General features: G+C 39.2%; 20 protein-coding genes. 8 read left to right on the plus strand and 12 right to left on the minus strand.

Annotated features, from left to right (window positions below):
• Nucleotides 1-25: 25 nt before the first annotated feature.
• The 3 genes from phoR to AC1M9I_RS10730 all read right to left on the minus strand — a co-directional run bounded on the left by phoR (nucleotide 26) and on the right by AC1M9I_RS10730 (nucleotide 3023).
• Nucleotides 26-1387 (minus strand): phosphate regulon sensor histidine kinase PhoR, encoded by a 1362-nt coding sequence (gene phoR, locus AC1M9I_RS10720; RefSeq protein ID WP_035264800.1) that lies wholly within the window; start codon nucleotides 1385-1387, stop codon nucleotides 26-28.
• A 10-nt stretch (nucleotides 1388-1397) separates the two neighbouring features.
• The gene (phoB, locus tag AC1M9I_RS10725) at nucleotides 1398-2108 is read right to left on the minus strand and encodes a phosphate regulon transcriptional regulator PhoB (RefSeq protein ID WP_035264799.1); all 711 of its coding nucleotides are present in this window, start codon (nucleotides 2106-2108) and stop codon (nucleotides 1398-1400) included.
• 228 nt (nucleotides 2109-2336) lie between these two features.
• Entirely contained in the window at nucleotides 2337-3023 is a 687-nt protein-coding gene (locus AC1M9I_RS10730; RefSeq protein ID WP_035264798.1) for a TetR/AcrR family transcriptional regulator, read from the minus strand.
• A 198-nt stretch (nucleotides 3024-3221) separates the two neighbouring features.
• On the opposite strand from AC1M9I_RS10730, the gene AC1M9I_RS10735 reads away from it, so the two are divergent.
• Entirely contained in the window at nucleotides 3222-4067 is an 846-nt protein-coding gene (locus tag AC1M9I_RS10735; protein ID WP_035264797.1) for an SDR family NAD(P)-dependent oxidoreductase, read from the plus strand.
• Nucleotides 4068-4118: 51 nt separating this feature from the next.
• Here AC1M9I_RS10735 and AC1M9I_RS10740 read toward each other — a convergent pair whose 3' ends face one another.
• The 3 genes from AC1M9I_RS10740 to AC1M9I_RS10750 all read right to left on the minus strand — a co-directional run bounded on the left by AC1M9I_RS10740 (nucleotide 4119) and on the right by AC1M9I_RS10750 (nucleotide 7782).
• A complete protein-coding gene (locus AC1M9I_RS10740; RefSeq protein ID WP_092766554.1) occupies nucleotides 4119-5486 on the minus strand; it encodes an MATE family efflux transporter in 1368 nt (455 codons plus the stop codon).
• 104 nt (nucleotides 5487-5590) lie between these two features.
• Nucleotides 5591-6754, minus strand: coding sequence for a methionine aminotransferase (locus AC1M9I_RS10745; protein ID WP_481592794.1), 1164 nt, complete (start codon nucleotides 6752-6754; stop codon nucleotides 5591-5593).
• A 155-nt stretch (nucleotides 6755-6909) separates the two neighbouring features.
• Nucleotides 6910-7782: a LysR family transcriptional regulator gene (locus AC1M9I_RS10750; protein ID WP_035264791.1), complete on the minus strand. Its 873-nt coding sequence runs from the start codon at nucleotides 7780-7782 to the stop codon at nucleotides 6910-6912.
• A gap of 97 nt (nucleotides 7783-7879) precedes the next feature.
• Between AC1M9I_RS10750 and AC1M9I_RS10755 the strand changes: the two genes are divergently transcribed.
• From AC1M9I_RS10755 to thrH, 3 genes are read left to right on the plus strand one after another with little or no spacing between them, the layout of a single operon-like run.
• Nucleotides 7880-8650 (plus strand): 2OG-Fe dioxygenase family protein, encoded by a 771-nt coding sequence (locus AC1M9I_RS10755; RefSeq protein ID WP_481594522.1) that lies wholly within the window; start codon nucleotides 7880-7882, stop codon nucleotides 8648-8650.
• A gap of 3 nt (nucleotides 8651-8653) precedes the next feature.
• A complete protein-coding gene (locus AC1M9I_RS10760) occupies nucleotides 8654-9262 on the plus strand; it encodes a LysE family translocator (RefSeq protein ID WP_035264787.1) in 609 nt (202 codons plus the stop codon).
• 12 nt (nucleotides 9263-9274) lie between these two features.
• On the plus strand, nucleotides 9275-9907 hold the full coding sequence (thrH, locus tag AC1M9I_RS10765; RefSeq protein ID WP_092766549.1) for a bifunctional phosphoserine phosphatase/homoserine phosphotransferase ThrH: 633 nt from the start codon (nucleotides 9275-9277) through the stop codon (nucleotides 9905-9907).
• 187 nt (nucleotides 9908-10094) lie between these two features.
• Here thrH and AC1M9I_RS10770 read toward each other — a convergent pair whose 3' ends face one another.
• The 3 genes from AC1M9I_RS10770 to AC1M9I_RS10780 are packed head-to-tail and all read right to left on the minus strand — an operon-like array spanning nucleotide 10095 to nucleotide 12569.
• Nucleotides 10095-11402, minus strand: coding sequence for a DUF445 domain-containing protein (locus AC1M9I_RS10770; protein ID WP_481591972.1), 1308 nt, complete (start codon nucleotides 11400-11402; stop codon nucleotides 10095-10097).
• A 37-nt stretch (nucleotides 11403-11439) separates the two neighbouring features.
• The gene (locus AC1M9I_RS10775; RefSeq protein WP_481594520.1) at nucleotides 11440-11994 is read right to left on the minus strand and encodes a CC0125/CC1285 family lipoprotein; all 555 of its coding nucleotides are present in this window, start codon (nucleotides 11992-11994) and stop codon (nucleotides 11440-11442) included.
• A gap of 35 nt (nucleotides 11995-12029) precedes the next feature.
• Nucleotides 12030-12569 (minus strand): DUF924 family protein, encoded by a 540-nt coding sequence (locus tag AC1M9I_RS10780; RefSeq protein WP_035264779.1) that lies wholly within the window; start codon nucleotides 12567-12569, stop codon nucleotides 12030-12032.
• A 212-nt stretch (nucleotides 12570-12781) separates the two neighbouring features.
• Between AC1M9I_RS10780 and gshA the strand changes: the two genes are divergently transcribed.
• Nucleotides 12782-14359, plus strand: a complete 1578-nt coding sequence (gshA, locus tag AC1M9I_RS10785; protein WP_481611029.1) for a glutamate--cysteine ligase — start codon at nucleotides 12782-12784, stop codon at nucleotides 14357-14359.
• Nucleotides 14360-14377: 18 nt separating this feature from the next.
• Nucleotides 14378-14878 carry a disulfide bond formation protein B gene (locus tag AC1M9I_RS10790; protein WP_481592799.1) on the plus strand — a complete coding sequence of 167 codons (501 nt, stop codon included), beginning with the start codon at nucleotides 14378-14380 and terminating at the stop codon, nucleotides 14876-14878.
• A 43-nt stretch (nucleotides 14879-14921) separates the two neighbouring features.
• Here the strand turns inward: AC1M9I_RS10790 and AC1M9I_RS10795 are convergent, their stop codons facing one another.
• The gene (locus tag AC1M9I_RS10795; RefSeq protein WP_481594518.1) at nucleotides 14922-16253 is read right to left on the minus strand and encodes a PGAP1-like alpha/beta domain-containing protein; all 1332 of its coding nucleotides are present in this window, start codon (nucleotides 16251-16253) and stop codon (nucleotides 14922-14924) included.
• Between the two features lie 248 nt (nucleotides 16254-16501).
• On the opposite strand from AC1M9I_RS10795, the gene AC1M9I_RS10800 reads away from it, so the two are divergent.
• Complete coding sequence (locus AC1M9I_RS10800) at nucleotides 16502-17086, plus strand: YqiA/YcfP family alpha/beta fold hydrolase (protein WP_481592801.1); 585 nt, start codon at nucleotides 16502-16504, stop codon at nucleotides 17084-17086.
• A gap of 14 nt (nucleotides 17087-17100) precedes the next feature.
• Entirely contained in the window at nucleotides 17101-18981 is a 1881-nt protein-coding gene (gene parE / locus AC1M9I_RS10805; RefSeq protein WP_481592802.1) for a DNA topoisomerase IV subunit B, read from the plus strand.
• A 44-nt stretch (nucleotides 18982-19025) separates the two neighbouring features.
• Here parE and AC1M9I_RS10810 read toward each other — a convergent pair whose 3' ends face one another.
• Together AC1M9I_RS10810 and fmdA are read right to left on the minus strand one after the other, a co-directional pair.
• Nucleotides 19026-19322, minus strand: coding sequence for an FmdB family zinc ribbon protein (locus AC1M9I_RS10810; protein WP_035264759.1), 297 nt, complete (start codon nucleotides 19320-19322; stop codon nucleotides 19026-19028).
• Nucleotides 19323-19443: 121 nt separating this feature from the next.
• The gene (gene fmdA, locus AC1M9I_RS10815; protein ID WP_092766540.1) at nucleotides 19444-20622 is read right to left on the minus strand and encodes a formamidase; all 1179 of its coding nucleotides are present in this window, start codon (nucleotides 20620-20622) and stop codon (nucleotides 19444-19446) included.
• Between the last annotated feature and the right edge of the window lie 33 nt (nucleotides 20623-20655).

Raw genomic sequence — 20655 nt, forward strand, 5'->3', positions numbered from 1 at the left:
AGAAAAGCGCCTAAGGCGCTTTTTTTTATTCGTGCATTTTATACAAGCGTTCTTTGGGAAACACGGCAATAAATGTAGAGCCTTCGTTTTCTTTCGACTCGATTTCAATATGTGCGCCATGTTGCATAAGTACGTGCTTAACGATGGCAAGGCCTAAACCAGTACCACCTGTTTGACGACTGCGTGCACTATCCACACGATAAAAACGCTCAGTTAAACGCGGTAAGTGTTTTGGATCAATTCCAATACCAGTATCCTGAACAGAAAAATAGCCACGTTCTCCATCATCATGCCAGCCGATGGTGATGGTGCCACCTTTCGGGGTGTACTTTATGGCATTGGTAATTAAGTTGCTAAATGCACTCGCCAATTCCATATCTGAACCAATTAAGTCACAGTGGCTGTCTATATCAAGGTTAAGTGTATGACCATAATCAATATTGTAAGCTTGCGCATCATCAAACAGATGGTTCATTAAACTTGGCATTTCGATAATTTGATTTTTCGCAATTTGTTTTTCATTTTCTAAACGAGACAAAAGCAAAAGATCATTGACCAATGCATTCATGCGTTTAGTTTGCGATTGCATTTGTTCAAAGGCACGTTTCCAACGCGGATTGATATCTTCTTGATCTGTGAATGTTTCGATATACCCACTTAACACTGTGAGTGGTGTTCTTAATTCATGTGAAATATTGTCAACAAAATCTGAACGCATTTGCTCGAGATTTTTCATACGCGTAATGTCGTGCGCAACTAAGAGGCGACTTTCATTGCCAAAGCGAGTCAGTTTGATTTGCGCGTACTTATTATCATGGTTCACCAATTTAATTTTTACACCATCTGGTGCTTGATGGGTATTATGAAAATATTCAATAAAATCTGGCTGGCGAATAATCGTGAGCAGGTTGCGGCCACGATCAACAGCTTGAATGCCAAATAACTTTTCCGCAGCAGGATTCCACCATTCGATTTGATGGGAATCATCCGTAAGAATAATCGCTTCTGATAAAGCCACGAGAGAAGATTGAGTTCGATCGATCAGTCCAACCATTTCAGACTGAACAATACGTTCTTGGCGTTGAGCCCGATATACATTGAACAGTAATGCCCCCCAGATTCCATTTAAATTTGGTGGTACATCGTAAGGACGATTCGAAATCCAATCATTGACTAAATATAATGAGCGTAATTGGATACCAAAAAATATGAGACAGGCAATGCCTAAGCATATCCAAAGATAGCCAATCCCTAACCCGATACAGCCCGCAATAATCAGTAGAAATACCAGTAAACGTAAGTCTTGCTTGGCAAAAGTCCATAAACTGCTATATAGAAACTTTTGATGTTCACGTGCCAATTCTGGGACGGGGTAGGGTTCGTACATAAAATCTAAATTAACCTAAAGCAACATCAGCTCGTGTTGAAAAACGATAGCCAGTACCACGCACAGTTTGAACATAACGGTCTGCACCATAAGGTTCGAGCACCTTACGTAAGCGACGGATATGGACGTCGATGGTTCTGTCTTCAATATACACATTTCCACCCCATACCTGATCAAGTAATTGAGCACGGGTATAGGCACGTTCTGGATGAGTCATAAAGAATGCCAATAGACGATATTCTGTTGGCCCCATATCAAGAATATTTTGATTATAGCTGACACGTTGGCTTACTGGGTCAAGAATTAAGCCATTTGCATCAATGGTTTTTTCGCCATTTAACGCATTTGCACGTCTTAACACCGCTTTAATACGGGATACCAACTCACGTGTTGAAAATGGTTTCGTCATATAGTCATCTGCTCCAGCATCAAGACCTTGAACTTTATGGTCTTCTTCGCCACGCGCAGTCAACATAATGACTGGAATTTCGGAAAGTGTTTCATCACGCTTAAGGCGACGACACAAATCTACGCCACTCACGCCACCCGGTAACATCCAGTCGAGTAGGATAAGCGCTGGACGTTGATCAACAATCATTTGATGTGCTTGTTTCGCATCTTCTGCTTCCAAGCATTGAAAGCCTGCCATATCTAAAGAAGTATGGATCATTTCCCGAATTGGGAGCTCGTCGTCGACAATTAAAATGTAGTCATCTTTCACAACGCAATATCCTATGATGAACGGTGAACCGTTTTATATTTATGACAGGCTTATTACAAAGATTAATTATGACAGTATCATTGCAAGATGGAAATCGAAGTTAAATATAGCAATGTTTTGTGACAATTAGGCTGATATTTTGGCTCATTGATATTTATTAATTTGAAATTAAATCAATATCTTAAATTTACTTACGATTTGTCACAATTTCTTCATCTTAATTTGATGCTACTTTTTCATTAGATCATTCAATAGGGCGAGAAAAACGGTTTTACATGCCTGAACGACCTCAGCACGTGGAAGTTTAAAACCACCTACTACCCAGCGAACAGCAACTTGAGTGACATAGCCATTTAGACCAGTTGCAATCAAGGAGATCTCTTTTTCAGTGAGATGGGTATGTGGCATCATTAATGTGACAAAGGCATGAATCATTCGGTCGAAACGGCCCATTGTTTCTTGAATGGTTGCATGATTATGAAGTTCTTGGACGAGCATTGCATCAATATAAATAATCCGAGCGGTACGCGGATCATCTTCTAAAAAACTAAAGAACGCATTTAGACCTGCATCAATCATGTTTAGAGGCTCAGGAGAGGCTTTCATAATAGCTTGCATTAATGTTTGTTGAAGCTTCTCAATCAGTTCTAAAAAGATCGTTTGGAATAAGTTTTCACTTTTCTTAAAAGATTCATAAAAGTAACGTTCAGTTAATTTCGCTTGTGTGCAAATATCTTTAACGGTTACTGAGAAAAAACCATGAGTTCCATATGCTTCAATACCCGCTTCAATAAGTTTCTCACGGCGTGCTTGTTTGCGTTCAGTTAAGGACATCCCTTTAAATTGACGCTCTTTTGCGGGAGGCTTTTCAATCGCTTGCTCGTGTTCTGATGGAGTGAGGTTCTCTGGGTTCATAGCAATTCGAGTCTTTTTATAAAAGTGTTATGCTGCGGTCAGTATAGAGTACTGATCAGCTAAAGATACTAAATTGGCCTATAGTAACAATAAAAATGGTCGATAGTTACATTGACAATAATAATTGTCAAAATTATAGTGAACATGAATGACCCAGATCAACGCTGTGGTGCATAAAAATCAAAAAAAGGATTCACAATGAAAAATTTTAAAAACAAAGTGGCTGCAATCACAGGTGCAGGTTCTGGTATTGGTCAACAACTTGCGGTGTTACTGGCTAAGCAAGGTTGTCATTTGTCTTTAAGTGACGTAAATGAAAAGGGCTTAGCAGAAACAGTTGAACTGACGAAGAATGCAAATGTACGAGTCACAACCAAAAAAGTAGATGTTGCGAATCGTGACGAAGTTAAAGCATGGGCGGCTGAAACTGTACAGAATCATGGTTCAGTGAACATGATTTTCAACAATGCTGGGGTGGCATTGGGTTCGACCGTTGAAGGTGCAACATACGAAGAGTTGGAATGGATTGTTAATATTAACTTCTGGGGTGTCGTATACGGCACCAAAGAATTCTTACCATATATTAAGAAAACAGGTGATGGACACATTATCAACATTTCAAGTTTATTCGGTTTAACTGCGCAACCAACTCAGTCTGCTTATAATGCAACTAAATTTGCTGTACGTGGTTTCACTGAATCTCTTCGTCAAGAGCTAGATATTGAAAATGTGGGTGTGAGCGCGCTTTGCGTACATCCAGGTGGCATTCGTACCAATATTGCGAAAGCTGCAAAAATGAATGACAGTTTAAAATCTTTGGGCATGAATCCACAGAAATCTGCACAGACATTTGATAAATTATTACGTTGTCCACCTGAAGAAGCAGCGCGTCAAATTCTAGAAGCAGTGCAAAAAGATCGCCGTCGTTTACTGATTGGTAACGATGCGAAAGTGATTGATTTAATGCAACGTGTGATGCCAACGGGCTATCAAAAAGTGACTGCATTTGCGACTAAAATGAGTAAACGTTTCGATTCTAAATAATCGTTAAAAAAACCCGCGTCATGCGGGTTTTTTATTTTCTTGATTTCTAATTTAAATCAGTACTTGAACAGTTTTCTTTTTCCAAACAAATTGATAATACAAACCTTGCATCACACATAAGCAAACGAAGGCCAAAGCATAAGCGTACCAGATTCCCGCCAGCCCCCACCATGCGCTAAATAGATAAGCTGCTGGGAGTTCTATACAGAGTATGGCTACAATATTGATGATCATTGGCATAGTCACAGTGCCACTTGCACGCATAATTGAGGCGAAAATAGCACTCGCGCCAAAAAATAAAATTGACCACAGCACAATAAACAATAATTGTTGCCCGAGTATCACGACTTTTTCATCTGTAATAAATAATGCCATGAGATATTTTGAGAACAAATAAGCCAAGATTACGAGCCCGCCTGTAAAGACAAAATTCATGCCCAGTGCTGTTTTAGTTACACGTGATAAAGAATCCGCTTTACCTGCACCAATCGCTTGAGCCCCAAAAATAGAAGCGGCAATTGCGATAGACAGAGCAGGGAATTGGATATAGTTCAAAACCTGATTGACTGCGCCATAAGCAGCTGTTGCTTCTGAACCATAGCGATTGACCAAGCCGACAATGACTAAACCTGCCACAGAAGTCGTGACCATTTGAATGCCAGTAGGAACGCCAAGCCTGAGAATAATTTTGCTTAGTTCAGGATTGTGGCGTACATGTTTACACATTGCTAAATCTGGACGTAATGGATGATTTTTTTTATTTAAATAAACGTACAGAAAAATAAGCACGGCCAGATAACCCACAATCGTGGCGATGGCAGGTGCAATGATACCCAATTGAGGAAATCCAAAATATCCAGCGATGAGAACAGGGGTAATAAAGAGCCCAATTAAACTGGTCATTCCCAAAGCGATGAGAGGTGTAATGCTATCACCGACACCACGTAAGATAGAGGTATAAATAATATAAATAAAAAGGAGTGGGCTACCTGCTAACATCCATTGAACATAAGGCAAAGATAAATGCATGACACTTGGGTCTGTGCCCAAGGCCTCAAGAATGTGGCGTGCAGATAGAACACCTAAAATGGCAATAATCGTCCCGCCGATCAATGTCATAAAAATAGTAGAGCCGACAACCGCTCTTACTTTTTCTAAATTTTGTGCTCCCCACGCTTGACCAACCAATACCGTCGAGCCAGCCGAAAGCCCAATTACGAAAGCCAAGAGACAGAACAAAATAGGGAAGAAGACGGAAACAGCAGCAATTGCTTGGACGCCCATCATTTGCCCGACGAAGATCGTATTAATTGTGCCTGATAAATTTTGCAGGATATTGGTTGCAATCAGCGGAACTAAAAAAACTAAAAAAACTTTCCAGAAACCAGGTTCATCAATCGGCCGTAAGGTTCTCGCCATATATAAGTCTTATCCATTATTGTTTTCTATATCAACGGATTGACCTTAACACCTTATCATTCAAATTGCTTTAGTAATAAAGTAATCCGTCTCGTCTCTTTTCGTTATTGTGATTGAACCTTCGTTAAAATTTCTCCTGCAAGATGCAAGGTTTCCTCTCGTTTTGCAAAACAGACCCGAACGAGCTTCAGATCTTGAGGTGGCTGTTGATAAAACACTGATATAGGAATCGCTACCAGTTTGTGTTGTTCTGCAAGATATTGGCACATTTCTATATCTGTGAGCTCAGGTCTTAGTGTACTGAAATCTAAGTTTTGAAAATAAGTTCCTGGTGACGGCAGATATTGAAATTTTGAATGTTGAATTCCATGGATGAATAAGTCACGTTTAGCTTGATAAAAATTGGGGAGATCTAAAATATGTTCAGGATGTTGTTCGATGAATTGATTAAGCGCGACTTGAATCGGATGGACACCACAGAAATTGGCAAATTGATAAATTTGACGAAATACTTTCATCAGTGCCTGAGGTGCAACGCAATATCCAGTTTTCCAACCAGTAACATGAAACGTTTTTCCGAATGAACCAATCACAAAACTACGATCTCGAAGTTCAGGAAAACTAAGCGCAGAATAATGTTGTTGACCATCAAACACTAAATGTTCATAGACCTCGTCAGAAAGTACACAAATGTTTTTATCCTGAATCAACTCGATCAGTTGTTGCCAATCTTGCTTGGACCAAATTGCACCTGAGGGATTATGTGGTGTATTTACAATGATTAATCGCGTTCGTTCATTTATTCGATCTTTCACCACATTCCAGTCAACATGGAAGTCTGGATGTACCAAGTTGATATGGATCGCTTGCGCCCCAGCGAGTTTCACTGCAGGTGCATAACTGTCATAAGCAGGATCGAAAATAATTACTTCATCTCCAGCATTTACAACAGCTTGAATCGCACACAAAATTGCAGTCGTTGCACCAGGTGTAATGGTAATTTCGCTGATCGGGTCTAAATGGACTTGGTCTCGTTGGCAGAATTGGGCTGCAATTTTTTGTCTTAAACTCAGCAGACCGTCACCAGGTGGATATTGGTTATAGCCTTGTTGTGTGGCTTGAGCTAAAGCTGCAATTAATTCAGGAGGAGGTGGAAAATCAGGAAAACCTTGAGAAAGATTTAACGCGTTCAACTTTTGGGCGAGTGCTGACATCACGCTAAAAATAGTGACACCTAAGTCTGGTAATTTAGATTCAATTTTAATCATGCTGGATAGTAATATTTAGCCCGTTTCTTCGTAGTTTAGCAGTTGAAATGCCTGCACTAAATACAAATATCTGCGACATATTCGTTTTAATTTTCATAAGATTCTAATGATCTTCAATTAAGTTTAAAACCTTAGATGATCTATGTGATCTCATGTTAAAAATGATTGATCTGACTTTGCTTCATTTCATTTTTTAACCAATTTAAAAAAATAATCTTCCGAGGATCTTCAATAAATCTAGTATGGGACAGTAGATAATAGGCAGAACCATCCTGAAGAATTGGTGTTATTTTTTTTACAGACTTGAGCTCTAATTCTTTTTCAATCATGTAGATAGAAATGATCGTCTTTCCTAAGCCAGCCAAGCAGCCTTCTAAGCATAAGTAAAAATGCTCTAATTCTATTTTGGAATGTTTCTTCAGAATATCTTTGAGTTCATCCAATTGGTGTAATTTTTTTGAAAAATAAGGGCGTGATTTAGAAATTAACAATTCTTTGGTTTTAGGGTGGTGAGATGCTTGGACTGCCACAATATATTCATCGCCAATTTTCTCACTAAACAGATGCGATCCCCATTCAAAATCATTTCTTCGTATTGCGATATCGATATTATCTTTTTCAAAGTCGACTACACCACCACCTGTGAGCAAAACCACTTCAAAATCATGTCCAAGTTTTTTAAATTCAACAAGTCGTGGAATTAACCACTTCATCGAAATGGTTGGTTCACAGGACAGTACCAATTGTTTGTTTTCAGTTTTATTTTGAGTTAGTCCAATTAAACAATCATCCAATTGATTGAAAATATTCTGAGCGCAATGAAAAAGAGTTTCTCCTTCTTTGGTGAGTATCAAGGTTTTATTTCGTCGTTCAAATAATGTGATATTTAATATTTCTTCGAGATTGTAAATTTGCTTACTGACGGCACTTTGCGTAACAAATAATTTCTTTGCTGCAATCGTGACACTGCTGTATTTAGCGACAAAATAAAAAAACTTCAGTGAATTCAAAGATATTTTTTCTATCATTCCAAAAACTCATATATTTTTAGTCGATTTTATTGATTTTATTTTTTTAACTTTTGTTCAAAATGAAGATTACCAAAAGCAAAATAAAGCTAATACAATGGAAAATATATTAAAATTCAGTCCATTTAACAAGCAGCATCTCCATGAATACACATATTCAAAAGAGATAATCAAAAAGGGTTATGCGTTTATTGATTTAAATACATTCCAAGAAATACAGAAAAATAATAATTTTCACGATGTTAATGAGCAAGATGTCAGTGATTTTATAGACAGTTGGAACGCTCTAGATTTAGATCAATTTATGTCGGATAAAGGTAAATATCGAACAAGAAAACATGCAACTTTTACTATTAATGATAAGCATAAAATTTTACTGAAAAATTCTTATATTCCTCATTTTCAGACGATTGAATACAACACTTTGAATGGTGGAATTGCGAGATATTTTTCAGAGATTGATAAAAATACAATTGAAAATCCAATTTTTAGAAATTTACTACAATTCGCATATCTCACCTTTTCAGAAATTGAAACTGAAAATTGGTTTATCGAAGCGCATCAATTTCGCATTGAAGCAAAATTTAACGATAGTGGTAAGCCAACCCCTGAGGGGATACATCGAGATGGGGTGGATTTCGTTTTAATGGCCATGATCAACCGTCAAAATGTTCAGGGTGGAATGACCCGAATTTATGACTTAAATAAGAATTTGAAAGCAGAATTTATGCTTGAAAATTTTTTAGATATCGCACTTGTGGATGATCATCAGGTCTATCACAGCGTAACGGAAATCAAAGTCAATGATTTTACGTTGGGTGATATTGGATTAAGAGATGTATTAGTGATCACGTTTAAAAAGGCATAATGAATGGGTGAGTTTATAGCAGTTATTCTCATCACCATACTCGCTGTTGTGAGTCCTGGTGCTGATTTCGCTATCGTGACAAAAAACAGTTACTTATATGGTAGAAGGATAGGTGTTCTCACTTCACTGGGAATTTCTTTAGGTGTGTTGATTCATGTGACTTATACGCTCATTGCTGTCGCATTTGTCATGGCGTATACACCTCAAATTCTAAATATTGTGAAGTATATTGGAGCCATCTATCTCATCTATATCGGTTATAAAACTTTTGTACAAAGTCCGGTTGTCGAGACGTCATCAACTGCTGCAATTAATCCTTTTCAAGCAGTGAAATATGGCTTTTTCACCAATGCACTTAATCCTAAAACGACTTTATTTGTGATTAGTACATACACTCAGATCATCAGTGTGAGTACGCCGAAAGCGATTCTGGTCGGTTATGGGCTATTTATGTCTTTTGCTCATTTTTTATGGTTTGGATTGGTGGCTTTGCTTTTTTCATCGATTGTTTTAAGACAGAAAATGTTAGCTAAGCAAGTACAGATTAACAGAGTGATTGGAACTGTATTATGTCTGCTAGGGATAGCACTTCTGTTTGCTAAATTTCAATAATAGGGTAGCAATATGAAAAAGATGGCTTTTATCGATATGGAAGGTGTTCTTGTCCCTGAAATATGGAAACACTTTTCAAATGTATACAATATCCCAGAGTTGGCGATTACAACTCGAGAAGTCGCAGACTATAAGTCTCTGATGGAATTTAGAATTAATTTACTGAAAGAAAATAAAATTCCTTTAAAACAATTAATCGATGACATTAAAGAACTGGATGTCATTCCAGATGCTAAGGAGTTTTTAGAATATTTGCAAAAGGCTGAAAATTTTGAAGTTAACATTATTTCAGATTGCTTTTATGAGTTTTTATTTCCCTTTTTTGAAAAATTAAATCTTCCTGTTAAAAATACATATTGTCATCACTTAGAAATTGGACCAGATGGATTTATAGAAAATGTTCTGTATACACGAGATAAAGGGAAACATGAAATTATTGTAAAGTTCCAAAAAGAAAACGTTTCAATGACCAATAGTATTGCGATCGGTGATGCATTCAATGATTTTTCGATGTTGCATTTAGTTGATTATGGTTTTTTATTTCAACCCTCAGAAGACGTGAGAAAGAACTCCCCAGCTTATTTTTGTAAAGTAGACTCTTATCAAGATATTATTTCACATTTAAATCGTAAAAAAATTATGTAACCTTATAATATTATTATGGTTTATATAAGATGAAGTAGATAGGAATGACTCTAGTGATAGCTTAGTTCTTTAAATGGATTAAGAATAATAAATACAGCCCATTCATGCAGAAATGGGCTTTTTGATGACGTCAATTCACAATGAATTCAATTTTAGTCAGCGACCAAATTTAAATTTCATTTCTAAGTTAAATCAAAAATTCAACTGCTGCTCGGATGATCCCTAACACTAAACCGATAAATGCACCAACGACAACACCGTTGACGCGAATCATATGTAAGTCACCACCGACTTCATTTTCAATTTTATCGATCATTTCTCGTGAGTCCCATTCGTGAATGCGTTCACTGATAAATAAAATGACTTTTTCGCTGTATTGATCACTGAGATTGACTGCCATTGAACTCATTTTTTCATTTAATAATTGGCGTAATGCAGGATTGGAAATGATGTTTTGACCGACTTGTTGAATCGCAACACGTAAATTTTCAGCTATACCTGAATCTGCTTTCTCCAAATCTTCACGAATGGCATTGCACAGAATGACGACGGCACCAGTAATAAAATTTAAAACTTGAGGACTATCTAACAATGCATTTTTAGTTTCATTTAATTTAAGACTCGCCTGACTTTCAGGATTTGCGAGTTCAGTCATTAAATGCTGTGCAATACTCTCAATTTTTTGACGCCATGGATGCTCTGGATCTGCCAACATTGACTCGACACGCTCTATTAAAGAGTCAATCGTTCTTTGTTGAACATCGATACCGATCCAACTTGCGCCTTTGGCTAAACGCCACACTCCGAGTTCTTTAAATAGGGTGCGGGTTAGCTCCCGAGTTTGTTCAGGATGTGAAGTCACCCAACCGTGCGCAACATCGAGACCACGTTGTAAAACATCTTGGTGGAAGTCATTTTCTAATACGGCACGAATCATTTCACTGGCCAGGGTATTGATTTGAGTGTTCTTTACCCATTGCACACTGTTAGTTTGAATAAACCTACCGACTTGTTCTTGTCCAACAAACTCAAAAACTTTAGGCACTGTCTGTTGAATCACTTGAGTCACTTGACGATTGTTATCTGGATTGGCTAGCCATTGTCCTACTGCCAAACTCACATCTGTTTGACTCAAGCTTTTTGCCACAATCTGTGGCGATAGGAAGTTTTCTTGAACAAAACGTCCCATGGATTCTGCAATACGCGCTTTGTTACGTGGAATAATTTCGGTGTGATCTTTTAAAAACTTAGGAATAGGGATACGGCCGAATGGGTTCCGAAACAAAACCGTAATGGCATACCAATCTGCTAAACCACCAACCACACCTGCTTCAGCAGACAACATTAAAATATGAATAAGCCAAACATATTCTGGAAAAATTTTGGCAGCCACCATGAGCGATATCCAAGCCAATACAGCGACAACCAGTGCGATCATGGCAAACCGTTTGCTTCGATCCAGACTAGGGGTAGTCATTGTTGGTGATACACTCATGCATAATTCCTATGTAAGTTGTTGTATTAATATTATTTTATTGTGATTGAGAAGGCTGTGTTTGTACAGGCAGTATGTCGCCTGTAGCACTTAAACCATATTTAGACCCTAAGGCCTGTAAAATTAAACGTGCATCAAAAGCATCTTGAGGTGCTGTTTTTTGATCTTTAAAACAGGTGATGGTATAGGCTACTTGAACTGGCTCTAAACTGACCACCTGTGGCACATCATAAAAAGGATCAAAGAACATAGGATGTCTACGATATCCATAACCATACGGGTAAGGATTGGAATAAACCACAGCTTGACGAGGTGGTTGTTGTGTGCGATTGCTTGGATCATCTTGGACTTTAAAAAAATGAAAGCTCTGTTTGACTGTTGTTTGTGCAGCTTTAAGTAAGGTTATTTCTTCAGCTGTACCATAGCTCATGTTAGATGAGCCTTGAAAACTAATACGATACGTTGATTGGTTCAAGGGAATAGTTGCGAATTGCCCAAGCTGATCAAATGTACGCGGTTTACTTGGCGTCGTGACACAACCAGACAGCAGGAGCATGCCAGATAATCCCAAAATCATGCATAAGTTTTTCATTTCGCTCTCCTGAAGTCTGTTGTGTCAATATCAATTTAGAAGCTACTGTTTGGCTGTTTTAAGAATTCTATTTCCTCAGGCGTAGAGAGACGATTTAAAATTTCATTACGATGAGGATAGCGGCCGAAACGTTCAATGATGACTTGATGCTTTTTCTCAAAGTCTAAATTTACAGGGTTGCCTAATGCCTCAAACAAACGAAGCGCTTGAGTGTGAATGATTTTTGATTCGCTATGCATGAAAGGCATATATAAGAAGCTACGTTGTTCAGGTTCCAGTTCGAGATCTAAACCAAGACGAACCGCTTCTTGAGCTAGCCCAAGTGCTAATGGATCTTGGGCAAAAGATTCAGCTTTGCCACGATAAACATTACGAGAAAATTGATCCAAGACAATGATTTCTGCTAAGCGTCCTAAAGCAGTTTCCCGCCATGTCCATAGTTCGCCTGCGGCAGCTTGTTGGATGGTGTGACCAAATTGCGCTTGAATAAGTTGATCGAAAGCATCGCTTTTCGCAAACCAATGTGGTTGAGTTTCAGCACTGAACCAAAAATCTATAACGTTGTGATAATTCATATTCTTTACAGTTTGTTAGCATTTATTCTGCAATAAAATCACAAATTTCAGATGTCTTAAAGACTAAGATTGTGTTAAAAATTTGCCAAAATAAAAGGTTTATCCAACTGAAATGTATATGCAAACTGCATTTGGGAATATAAATCACGGTATACTTGATATAAATCAATAATTTTTTATCTCAGTCGTTCTTCTAGATAAGCGAGTAAGTAATGAGTCAACCCGAAGCGCTCTCTGAAACAATTTTACCAAATTGGGTGGATTCGTCGGTGTTTAAAGGTATGTTACGAGGCATTGAGCGCGAAAGCTTAAGGATGCAAAGTGATGGCTTTATCTCCCAGAAAGATCATCCTAAGGGTTTAGGCTCTGCGTTAACTCATCCTCATATTACGACAGATTATTCTGAAGCCTTACTTGAGTTTATTACGCCTCCTCAATCTTCAATTCCTGAAGCATTAAGCTACTTAGAAGATATTCATGCTTTCACTCATCGACATCTAGAAGATGGTGAAAAGCTATGGCCAATGTCGATGCCATGTATGTTGGATGATGAAGAAGAAAGTATTCGTCTTGCGCAATATGGCTCGTCCAATATTGGTAAATTCAAAACCTTATACCGTCGTGGTTTAGGTGTACGTTATGGTCGTCGTATGCAGACGATTTCAGGTGTACATTACAATGTTTCATTCCCTGATGCGTTGTTTGAGCAGTTGCAAGCAAACGAGCAAGATGAAGCTTTAAAACAGCTCAGTTTGCAGGATTATCGCAGCCATCGATATTTCGCTTTAATTCGAAATTTCATTCGTTTAACCCCATTGGTTATGTTCCTGATAGGTGCAAGCCCATCAGTCTGTCGTTGTTTTATGACGGGTCGTGAACATCATTTATTGCCTTTAATTAAGGGAACATTGTATTTGCCATATGCCACTGCATTGCGTATGGGGCGCTTTGGATATCAAAACTCGGCGCAGAAAGAGTTAGGTATTCATTACAATGATTTGAAAGGATATTTAGCAGGTTTACAAAAGGCGGTGAAAACATCTTATGCTGCTTTCAGTCGTTTGGGATTAGATGACGAAGCGGGTGAGCCGATCCAAATTAATGATCACGTACTGCAAATTGAAAACGAGTACTATAGTCTTGTACGTCCTAAACAAGTACCACAGTCTGGTGAAACACCATCTGATGCATTAGCAAACCGTGGGGTAGGGTATGTTGAATTACGCGCAGTAGATGTGAATCCATACAGCCCAATTGGTATCAATGAAGATACTGCAGGCTTCCTAGAGGTATTAGCGCTTTATTGTTTATTAAAAGACAGTCCTGAGCTGCTAGATGATGAACTTGAAGTGATTGAACAAAACCAGCAAGAAGTTGTGAATCGTGGGCGTGCCCCAAATGCTGCCATTGTTGAAAATGGTCAATCAATTGAAATTGAGACATGGGCAAATCAATATCTCAAACAGATGCAGCCTTTAGCAGAAACGTTAGATAAAGCTCACTCAACCTCGTTGTATTCTGATGCAATGCAAATTATGCAATCACGAGTAGATGAAGTGGATGAAACCTTCTCTGCGAAAATAGTAGAAGATACACTAAAACATAGTGGTACTTGGAGCTTAGGTAGTGTGCTCGCGCATCAACATGCTGATCATTATCAAAATTATGTGTTATCTCAGGATAAAGTCACCTATTTTGAACAACTTACAGTGCAATCACTTGAGCAGCAACAACAGTTGGAAGCAGAGTCTAGTTTAAGCTTTAAAGAATATCTAAAAGCATATCGATAAAAATATTGAGGAAAGTATATGCAGTGGCAAAATTACCGCATGGTGAGTGGCCTGTTGTTTATAGCCAGCGTGATTGGAATGGCCTTCGCGTTGTATCTCGAACATGTCCAAGGTCTTGAACCTTGTCCATTGTGTGTATTTCAACGGTTAGGTCTGATCGGATTGGGGCTGATTTCTTTTATTGCGTTTCTACACAATCCCGTCCGTAATGGTTTAAAACGAGTATATGCTTTCCTAGGGACATTATCGATTTTATGGTCAGCGGGTGTTGCTGCACGTCATGTCTGGCTGCAGAGTTTACCTCCAGATAAAGTGCCAAGTTGTGGTCCTGGTTTAGATTATTTGGTAGATGCTTTGCCGCTTAAAACAGTGCTTCAACAAGTGCTGTCAGGATCAGGGGAATGTGCGGTGGTAGACTGGACTTTCCTAGGTCAGTCTTTACCTGTATGGTCTTTGGTATTTTTTAGTATTTTGCTGATCATTTCGATTTGGCAGTTATTCAGAAAGTATCCTGCTTAAAATAAAAAAGCCAACTAATAGTTGGCTTTTTTATTGAAGATGGTCAGGTTTCTACGATTCCTTCCATGCTTTCTAATTTGATTAAATATTTACGGATTTGCTCTTCAGCTAATTCATCGTGATGTGGATAGAACCATTTAACGATTTGCTCAGCAACACTGGAATGGTATTGAATTTCCATATGATTGAGCCCGTAGAACACCGCTTTATGTGATTCTGGCAATTTCAGTTGGAATCGCGGATTTGGATGCTCACCCAAAGCACTTTGCACACTCACTAAGTAATCGCCAATGACTTTGAGTGTGCGATTTTTACGATTTTCAAACTCAATTGTTCCAGCTACTAGGAATGTATTGATATGTGAAGGCAGCGGTGCAGGTTTACGATTATCATCCATCATGCCAATACGAGCGTGATTGTGTTCCCAGTCATCATCACGGACACTACCATGGCGTAAATCCAAAATACCATCACTGCGAATATTCACAATGTGGCTGGCTAACTTGATGATGGGAAAGTGTCCAATTTTTTCTTGAACGGCAAAGCCAATACGTTCTAGAACCGCACCATGATGTGGAGAACCTAAGCAGACCAAATTCTCTGCCATGTGAAACCATTGATGGAGATTTTGTTTACCATAAAACAAAGCACTTCGAGAAACCAAACCACCCATACTGTGACCGATTAAATCAAGGCTGGTGATACGTGGATTGCGCTTTACCAAGTCTTCAAGCATATTGGCCAACGAACGACCATTCGCTGAAATTCTGCGACCAGTGTTGTAATGCAAATAAAGCATGGTGTTGTTGTCGCGTTGTGCAAGCAGTTTTTCACCAATACCGCCATAGTTGCGATTCGTCCAATCAAGATGATTCATGCACAGACCATGGCAAAAGATCACGACACGACCTGACAGGTCACCCTGTTGTAACTCTCCATAGTGATCATACAGATTACTGGTAATCGCCAACGGATTTTGATTTTTGAGTAAATAGTCGCCAATCACACCATTAAGAGCACTGACCAAAAAAATCATTTTTGGCGTGAGGGGCTTATCATGGAGTTTCGGAAATTGATCAATGATTTTGCGCAGGGCTGGTGCGACCAAATAATTTCCGTAATTTAGAAGCGTGTCATATGAAAATTGATATAACTTTCGAACGTAGGTTTTCTTTTGAAATTCTTTTGATGTTTTTTTACTTAAACCAAATACGGTTAAGAGCACTTCACGTTGAAGCGATTGAATGAGATTTTGAACAGCATGGTTGATTGGAGTGCTGACCAGTTGTGCCAAACCTTCAAGCACATCGGCCTGACTCGGAGGAGATCGATCCCATTTACAATAGGTTTCATGTAGTGGCGTTAAACTCGGCATCTAGTCTTATCCTGATAGTGCATGATCATCTAAAGACACTTTATTTTTAGCAATGATCACTGTATAAAATTCCTTGTATTTATCTTATGTTGTTCATCCCGAACAATTTTTAAGATAACTTTGATTTCAGATCGGCTCTAATTTTTTTGTCTGACAATATTTGTTATCGTACAAAAGAGAAACAAATATGTGATATGATTCACAATAAAAATTAGAACAATTTTGAGGAAAATGCAATTAATCAGTTCATGAATATTATCTATCTACATGGATTTCAAAGTAGTCCTTTTTCGATTAAAGGGCAACTGATTCGTCAGTATTTTGAAAGACATGAGCATATACAGGTGCATTTGCCCGATTTAAATATGCCGCCTGATCAGGTCATTACTTCGATTTCGACACTCATCGAGTCTATGTCAAATGTGGTTTTGATTGGGAGCAGTTTAGGTGGATTTTATGCGACGCAGCTTGCCGCAAAACATGGAGTCGCAGCTGTACTGATTAATCCCGCTATGCAACCATGGAAATTATTTAGAAACTTGTTTTCAACGGTGCAGTTTCCTTATCCAGTCACTGCGAATTGGTCGTTAGATGAAGCTCAGCTTGATCAATTGGAGCATATGGCAGTTCCGTTTGTGCAAGATGCAGACAAAATCTTGGTCTTGTTACAACAAGGTGATGAAGTTTTGGATTATCGTGAAGCGGAACGTTATTATAATTGCGATGGTCATCAAGCGTTCCTCATTACAGAAACATATGGCAATCACGCGATGGATGATTTCGCGGATAAAATACCCTTGGTATATCAGTTTTTAGCTGACAGCTTAAAATAAGGAAACAATTTAACGTGTCTCAATATACGGCCCAATCCCTTGAAGTCTTATCTGGTTTAGATCCTGTACGCCGTCGTCCAGGCATGTATACCGATACCACACGTCCAAACCATTTGGCGCAAGAGGTCATTGATAATGCGGTCGATGAAGCATTGGCAGGACACGCGAATAAAATTACAGTGACCGTGTATAAAGATGGTTCATTGTCAGTAGAAGATAACGGGCGTGGTATGCCAGTTGATATTCATCCTGAATATGGTCAAAGCGGCATTGAAATTATTCTGACTAAACTGCATGCAGGTGGGAAATTCAGTACAGATAATTATCAATTCTCTGGTGGTTTGCACGGGGTTGGTATTTCTGTTGTAAATGCGCTTTCCACACGTGTGGAAGTCCAAGTTCAGCGCCAAGGTAATTTATACAAAATGGCCTTTGAGCAAGGTGAAGCAACGGCACCACTTGAAGTTCTGGAAGGTAAAGCACCCAAACGTGCATCGGGTACCTCAGTTCACTTTTGGCCTGAAGCGAAATATTTTGATTCACCTAAATTTGCATTGAAGGCGCTTAAACATAATTTAAAAGCGAAGGCGGTATTAGCTGCTGGCTTACAAATCAATTATGTTGATGAAATTAACGACGAAAAGATCACGTGGCAGTTTGAAAATGGTCTCGTCGATTATTTGATGGATGAGTTGGAAGATCGTGAAATCATCCCTATGCCTGCATTTGTCGCTACAGGTGACGCGGAACGTGCCAGTGCGGAGTTTGCGATTTGCTGGAATGTTGAAGGCGGAGAGAGCATTCAAGAATCTTATGTGAACTTGATTCCAACGGCTCAAGGTGGCACACATGTGAATGGTCTACGTTCAGGTGTGACGGATGCGATCCGTGAGTTCTGTGAGTTACGTAATCTCTTACCACGTAATATGAAGCTTTCAGCAGAAGATGTTTGGGATGGCGTGAACTATATTCTGTCTTTGAAATTTCAAGAGCCACAATTTTCAGGTCAAACCAAAGAGCGTCTTTCAAGTCGTGAAGCCTCTGCGATTGTGCAGAACATCGCAAAAGATGCTTTTGCCTTATGGTTGAATCAAAACTCTGAAATTGCAATGCAATTGGCTGAAATGGCGATTTCAAAAGCGGGACGTCGTTTAAAAGCAGCGAAGAAAGTTGAGCGCAAAAAAATCGTTTCAGGTCCAACTTTACCAGGCAAATTATCTGATTGTGTGGGACATAGTTTGGAAGAGTCAGAACTATTTATTGTGGAAGGTGATTCTGCTGGAGGATCTGCCAAACAGGCGCGTGATAAGAATTTCCAAGCGATTATGCCGATCCGCGGAAAAATTTTAAACACTTGGGAAGTCTCTTCAGATGAAGTACTTGCTTCTCAAGAGGTTCATAATATTGCAATCGCAATAGGAGTCGATCCGGGTTCTGATGATTTGTCTGAACTCCGCTATGGCAAGATCTGTATTCTTGCCGATGCAGACTCAGATGGATTACATATTGCGACTTTGCTATGTGCATTATTTGTGAAGCACTTCCCAAGTCTAGTTGAAGCAGGGCACTTATTTGTTGCGATGCCACCTTTATTCCGTATTGATGACGGTAAAGATGTGCATTACGCGCTTGACGAAGCAGAATTAGAAGGCATATTGAAAAAAGCCAAAACTAAATCCCCACAAATCACACGATTTAAAGGTTTGGGTGAGATGAATGCAAGTCAGCTCCGTGAAACAACATTGGATCCCAATACTCGTCGTTTGGTGCAACTAGATTTGGATGATGTGCATTTTACTTCAGGTTTATTAGATAAATTATTAGCCAAGAAACGCGCAAGTGATCGTAAAGAATGGTTGGAACAAAAAGGCAACTTAGCTGAATTAGTCGTTTAATTGTCCGTAGACACGAGCATTAAAGCCCGCAGATGCGGGCTTTTTTATACTTCACAAAGTGAACAATTCACACCACGACAGTTGTGCAGCACTGAACTGCGCGCACTATTTTTATTGGTACCTGGACCGCCGACTAAAGGTCCTGCAAGTTGTTCTGCGCCTGACCCTGGGCGCCATTTGGTCTTCATGTTGATTTGTTGTCTGCCAGTAATCATTGGTTTAGCTAAGGTGGGTTGTTGGCAGTATTTGCATTCGATGGTGTCAGTTGCAATCCTAGAAATAGGCACACGTTGTTCAAAAATTCCTTCGCAGTGCTCACAACGGAAATCGTATAATGGCATGGTCGTGCTCCTACTTATTTTTAAGCATGCGCATATTTAAAAGTTAAAAAGGAGGTAGCTCGCATGCTTACTCAAGCTACCCCGTAAAATGGTGAAACCTGTAACAACAATAATGCGCTAATTAGCGTTTATGCCCCCAAAATTTATCGTCATTTAAAGCACCTTGCGGCAAGATATTTTGTTCAAAAATGGAGGTTGGGAGTGAGACGGTACATGCACAGTTTGGAATATCTACAATACCTCCGATACGACCTTCAACTGGTGCAGCGGTAAGTAACATGTAGGCTTGTGACCCAGTAAAGCCAAAGTTTTCAAGATACTTGATGGCTTTTAAACATGCTTGGCGGTAAGCCACTGTCGCATCGAGATAGTGATTTACACCATCTTCAACACTGATCCCTTCGAAAGTCAGCCATTGATCATAATTTGGACGAACATTGCTTGGAACAAAGATAGGTGAATCAATATTGTATTTTTCCATCCCACCTTTAATTAAATCGAAACCGACACGTGTAACACCGTCCATTTCAATCGCACCACAGAAACCAATTTCACCATCACCTTGTGAGAAGTGGAGGTCGCCCATTGAGAAACCAGCACCTTTTTGATAAACAGGGAAGTAAATACGGCTTCCTGCAGCAAGGTCTTTAATGTCTGTGTTACCCCCATGTTCACGTGGAGGAACTGTGCGTGCAGCTTCAGCCGCCATACGATCAAATTCGGGACCTTTCACACCACGCAGAACGGCTGTACGTGGATCAGGAGGGTTTGCCTGACCTTTAGGAACGAGCAATGCTTCACGGCGATTCCATTCTTTCAGTAAATCATGTGATGGTAGAGTTCCCATCAAGCCAGGATGTTTTAATCCTGCAATACGTACACCAGGGATATGACGTGAAGTTGCAAATAAACCTTTTAAATCCCAAATGGCTTTATCTGCCTCTGGGAAATAGTCCGCCAAGAAGCCACCACCATTTTCCTTGGCAAAAACACCCGAAAAACCCACATCAGAAATCGGTTGAATGTCTAGTAGATCAATGACCAACAAATCACCTGGTTCTGCACCTTCAACATAGAATGGCCCTGTTAAAGGATGAGCACGTGTTAAATCCACATTTTTAACATCAGAAATATCGTCAGTATCTTTAATTTGTGCGTCAAGGAAATCCAAACTTTCAATCAGAATTTCTTCACCAGGTTTTACTGATGTCAGAAAAGGTAAGTCTGGGTGCCAACGGTTGTGACCAATTTCGGCTTGCTCCGCAAGTGGAACTCCTGGTTTGATTTTAATATGTTGCATAATGTATCCCCTGTATTGAGGTCAAATAAAGTT

It is taken from the genome of Acinetobacter sp. ANC_7553, assembly GCF_056779895.1.

Excerpts from the sequence above, each read along its gene's own strand:
- phoR (WP_035264800.1), bottom strand. The coding sequence starts at position 1,387 with ATGTACGAACCCTACCCCGTCCCAGAATTGGCACGTGAACATCAAAAG.
- AC1M9I_RS10730 (WP_035264798.1), bottom strand. The coding sequence starts at position 3,023 with ATGAACCCAGAGAACCTCACTCCATCAGAACACGAGCAAGCGATTGAA.
- AC1M9I_RS10735 (WP_035264797.1), top strand. The coding sequence starts at position 3,222 with ATGAAAAATTTTAAAAACAAAGTGGCTGCAATCACAGGTGCAGGTTCT.
- AC1M9I_RS10740 (WP_092766554.1), bottom strand. The coding sequence starts at position 5,486 with ATGGCGAGAACCTTACGGCCGATTGATGAACCTGGTTTCTGGAAAGTT.
- AC1M9I_RS10745 (WP_481592794.1), bottom strand. The coding sequence starts at position 6,754 with ATGATTAAAATTGAATCTAAATTACCAGACTTAGGTGTCACTATTTTT.
- AC1M9I_RS10750 (WP_035264791.1), bottom strand. The coding sequence starts at position 7,782 with ATGATAGAAAAAATATCTTTGAATTCACTGAAGTTTTTTTATTTTGTC.
- AC1M9I_RS10755 (WP_481594522.1), top strand. The coding sequence starts at position 7,880 with ATGGAAAATATATTAAAATTCAGTCCATTTAACAAGCAGCATCTCCAT.
- AC1M9I_RS10760 (WP_035264787.1), top strand. The coding sequence starts at position 8,654 with ATGGGTGAGTTTATAGCAGTTATTCTCATCACCATACTCGCTGTTGTG.
- thrH (WP_092766549.1), top strand. The coding sequence starts at position 9,275 with ATGAAAAAGATGGCTTTTATCGATATGGAAGGTGTTCTTGTCCCTGAA.
- AC1M9I_RS10770 (WP_481591972.1), bottom strand. The coding sequence starts at position 11,402 with ATGAGTGTATCACCAACAATGACTACCCCTAGTCTGGATCGAAGCAAA.
- AC1M9I_RS10775 (WP_481594520.1), bottom strand. The coding sequence starts at position 11,994 with ATGAAAAACTTATGCATGATTTTGGGATTATCTGGCATGCTCCTGCTG.
- AC1M9I_RS10780 (WP_035264779.1), bottom strand. The coding sequence starts at position 12,569 with ATGAATTATCACAACGTTATAGATTTTTGGTTCAGTGCTGAAACTCAA.
- gshA (WP_481611029.1), top strand. The coding sequence starts at position 12,782 with ATGAGTCAACCCGAAGCGCTCTCTGAAACAATTTTACCAAATTGGGTG.
- AC1M9I_RS10790 (WP_481592799.1), top strand. The coding sequence starts at position 14,378 with ATGCAGTGGCAAAATTACCGCATGGTGAGTGGCCTGTTGTTTATAGCC.
- AC1M9I_RS10795 (WP_481594518.1), bottom strand. The coding sequence starts at position 16,253 with ATGCCGAGTTTAACGCCACTACATGAAACCTATTGTAAATGGGATCGA.
- AC1M9I_RS10800 (WP_481592801.1), top strand. The coding sequence starts at position 16,502 with ATGAATATTATCTATCTACATGGATTTCAAAGTAGTCCTTTTTCGATT.
- AC1M9I_RS10810 (WP_035264759.1), bottom strand. The coding sequence starts at position 19,322 with ATGCCATTATACGATTTCCGTTGTGAGCACTGCGAAGGAATTTTTGAA.
- fmdA (WP_092766540.1), bottom strand. The coding sequence starts at position 20,622 with ATGCAACATATTAAAATCAAACCAGGAGTTCCACTTGCGGAGCAAGCC.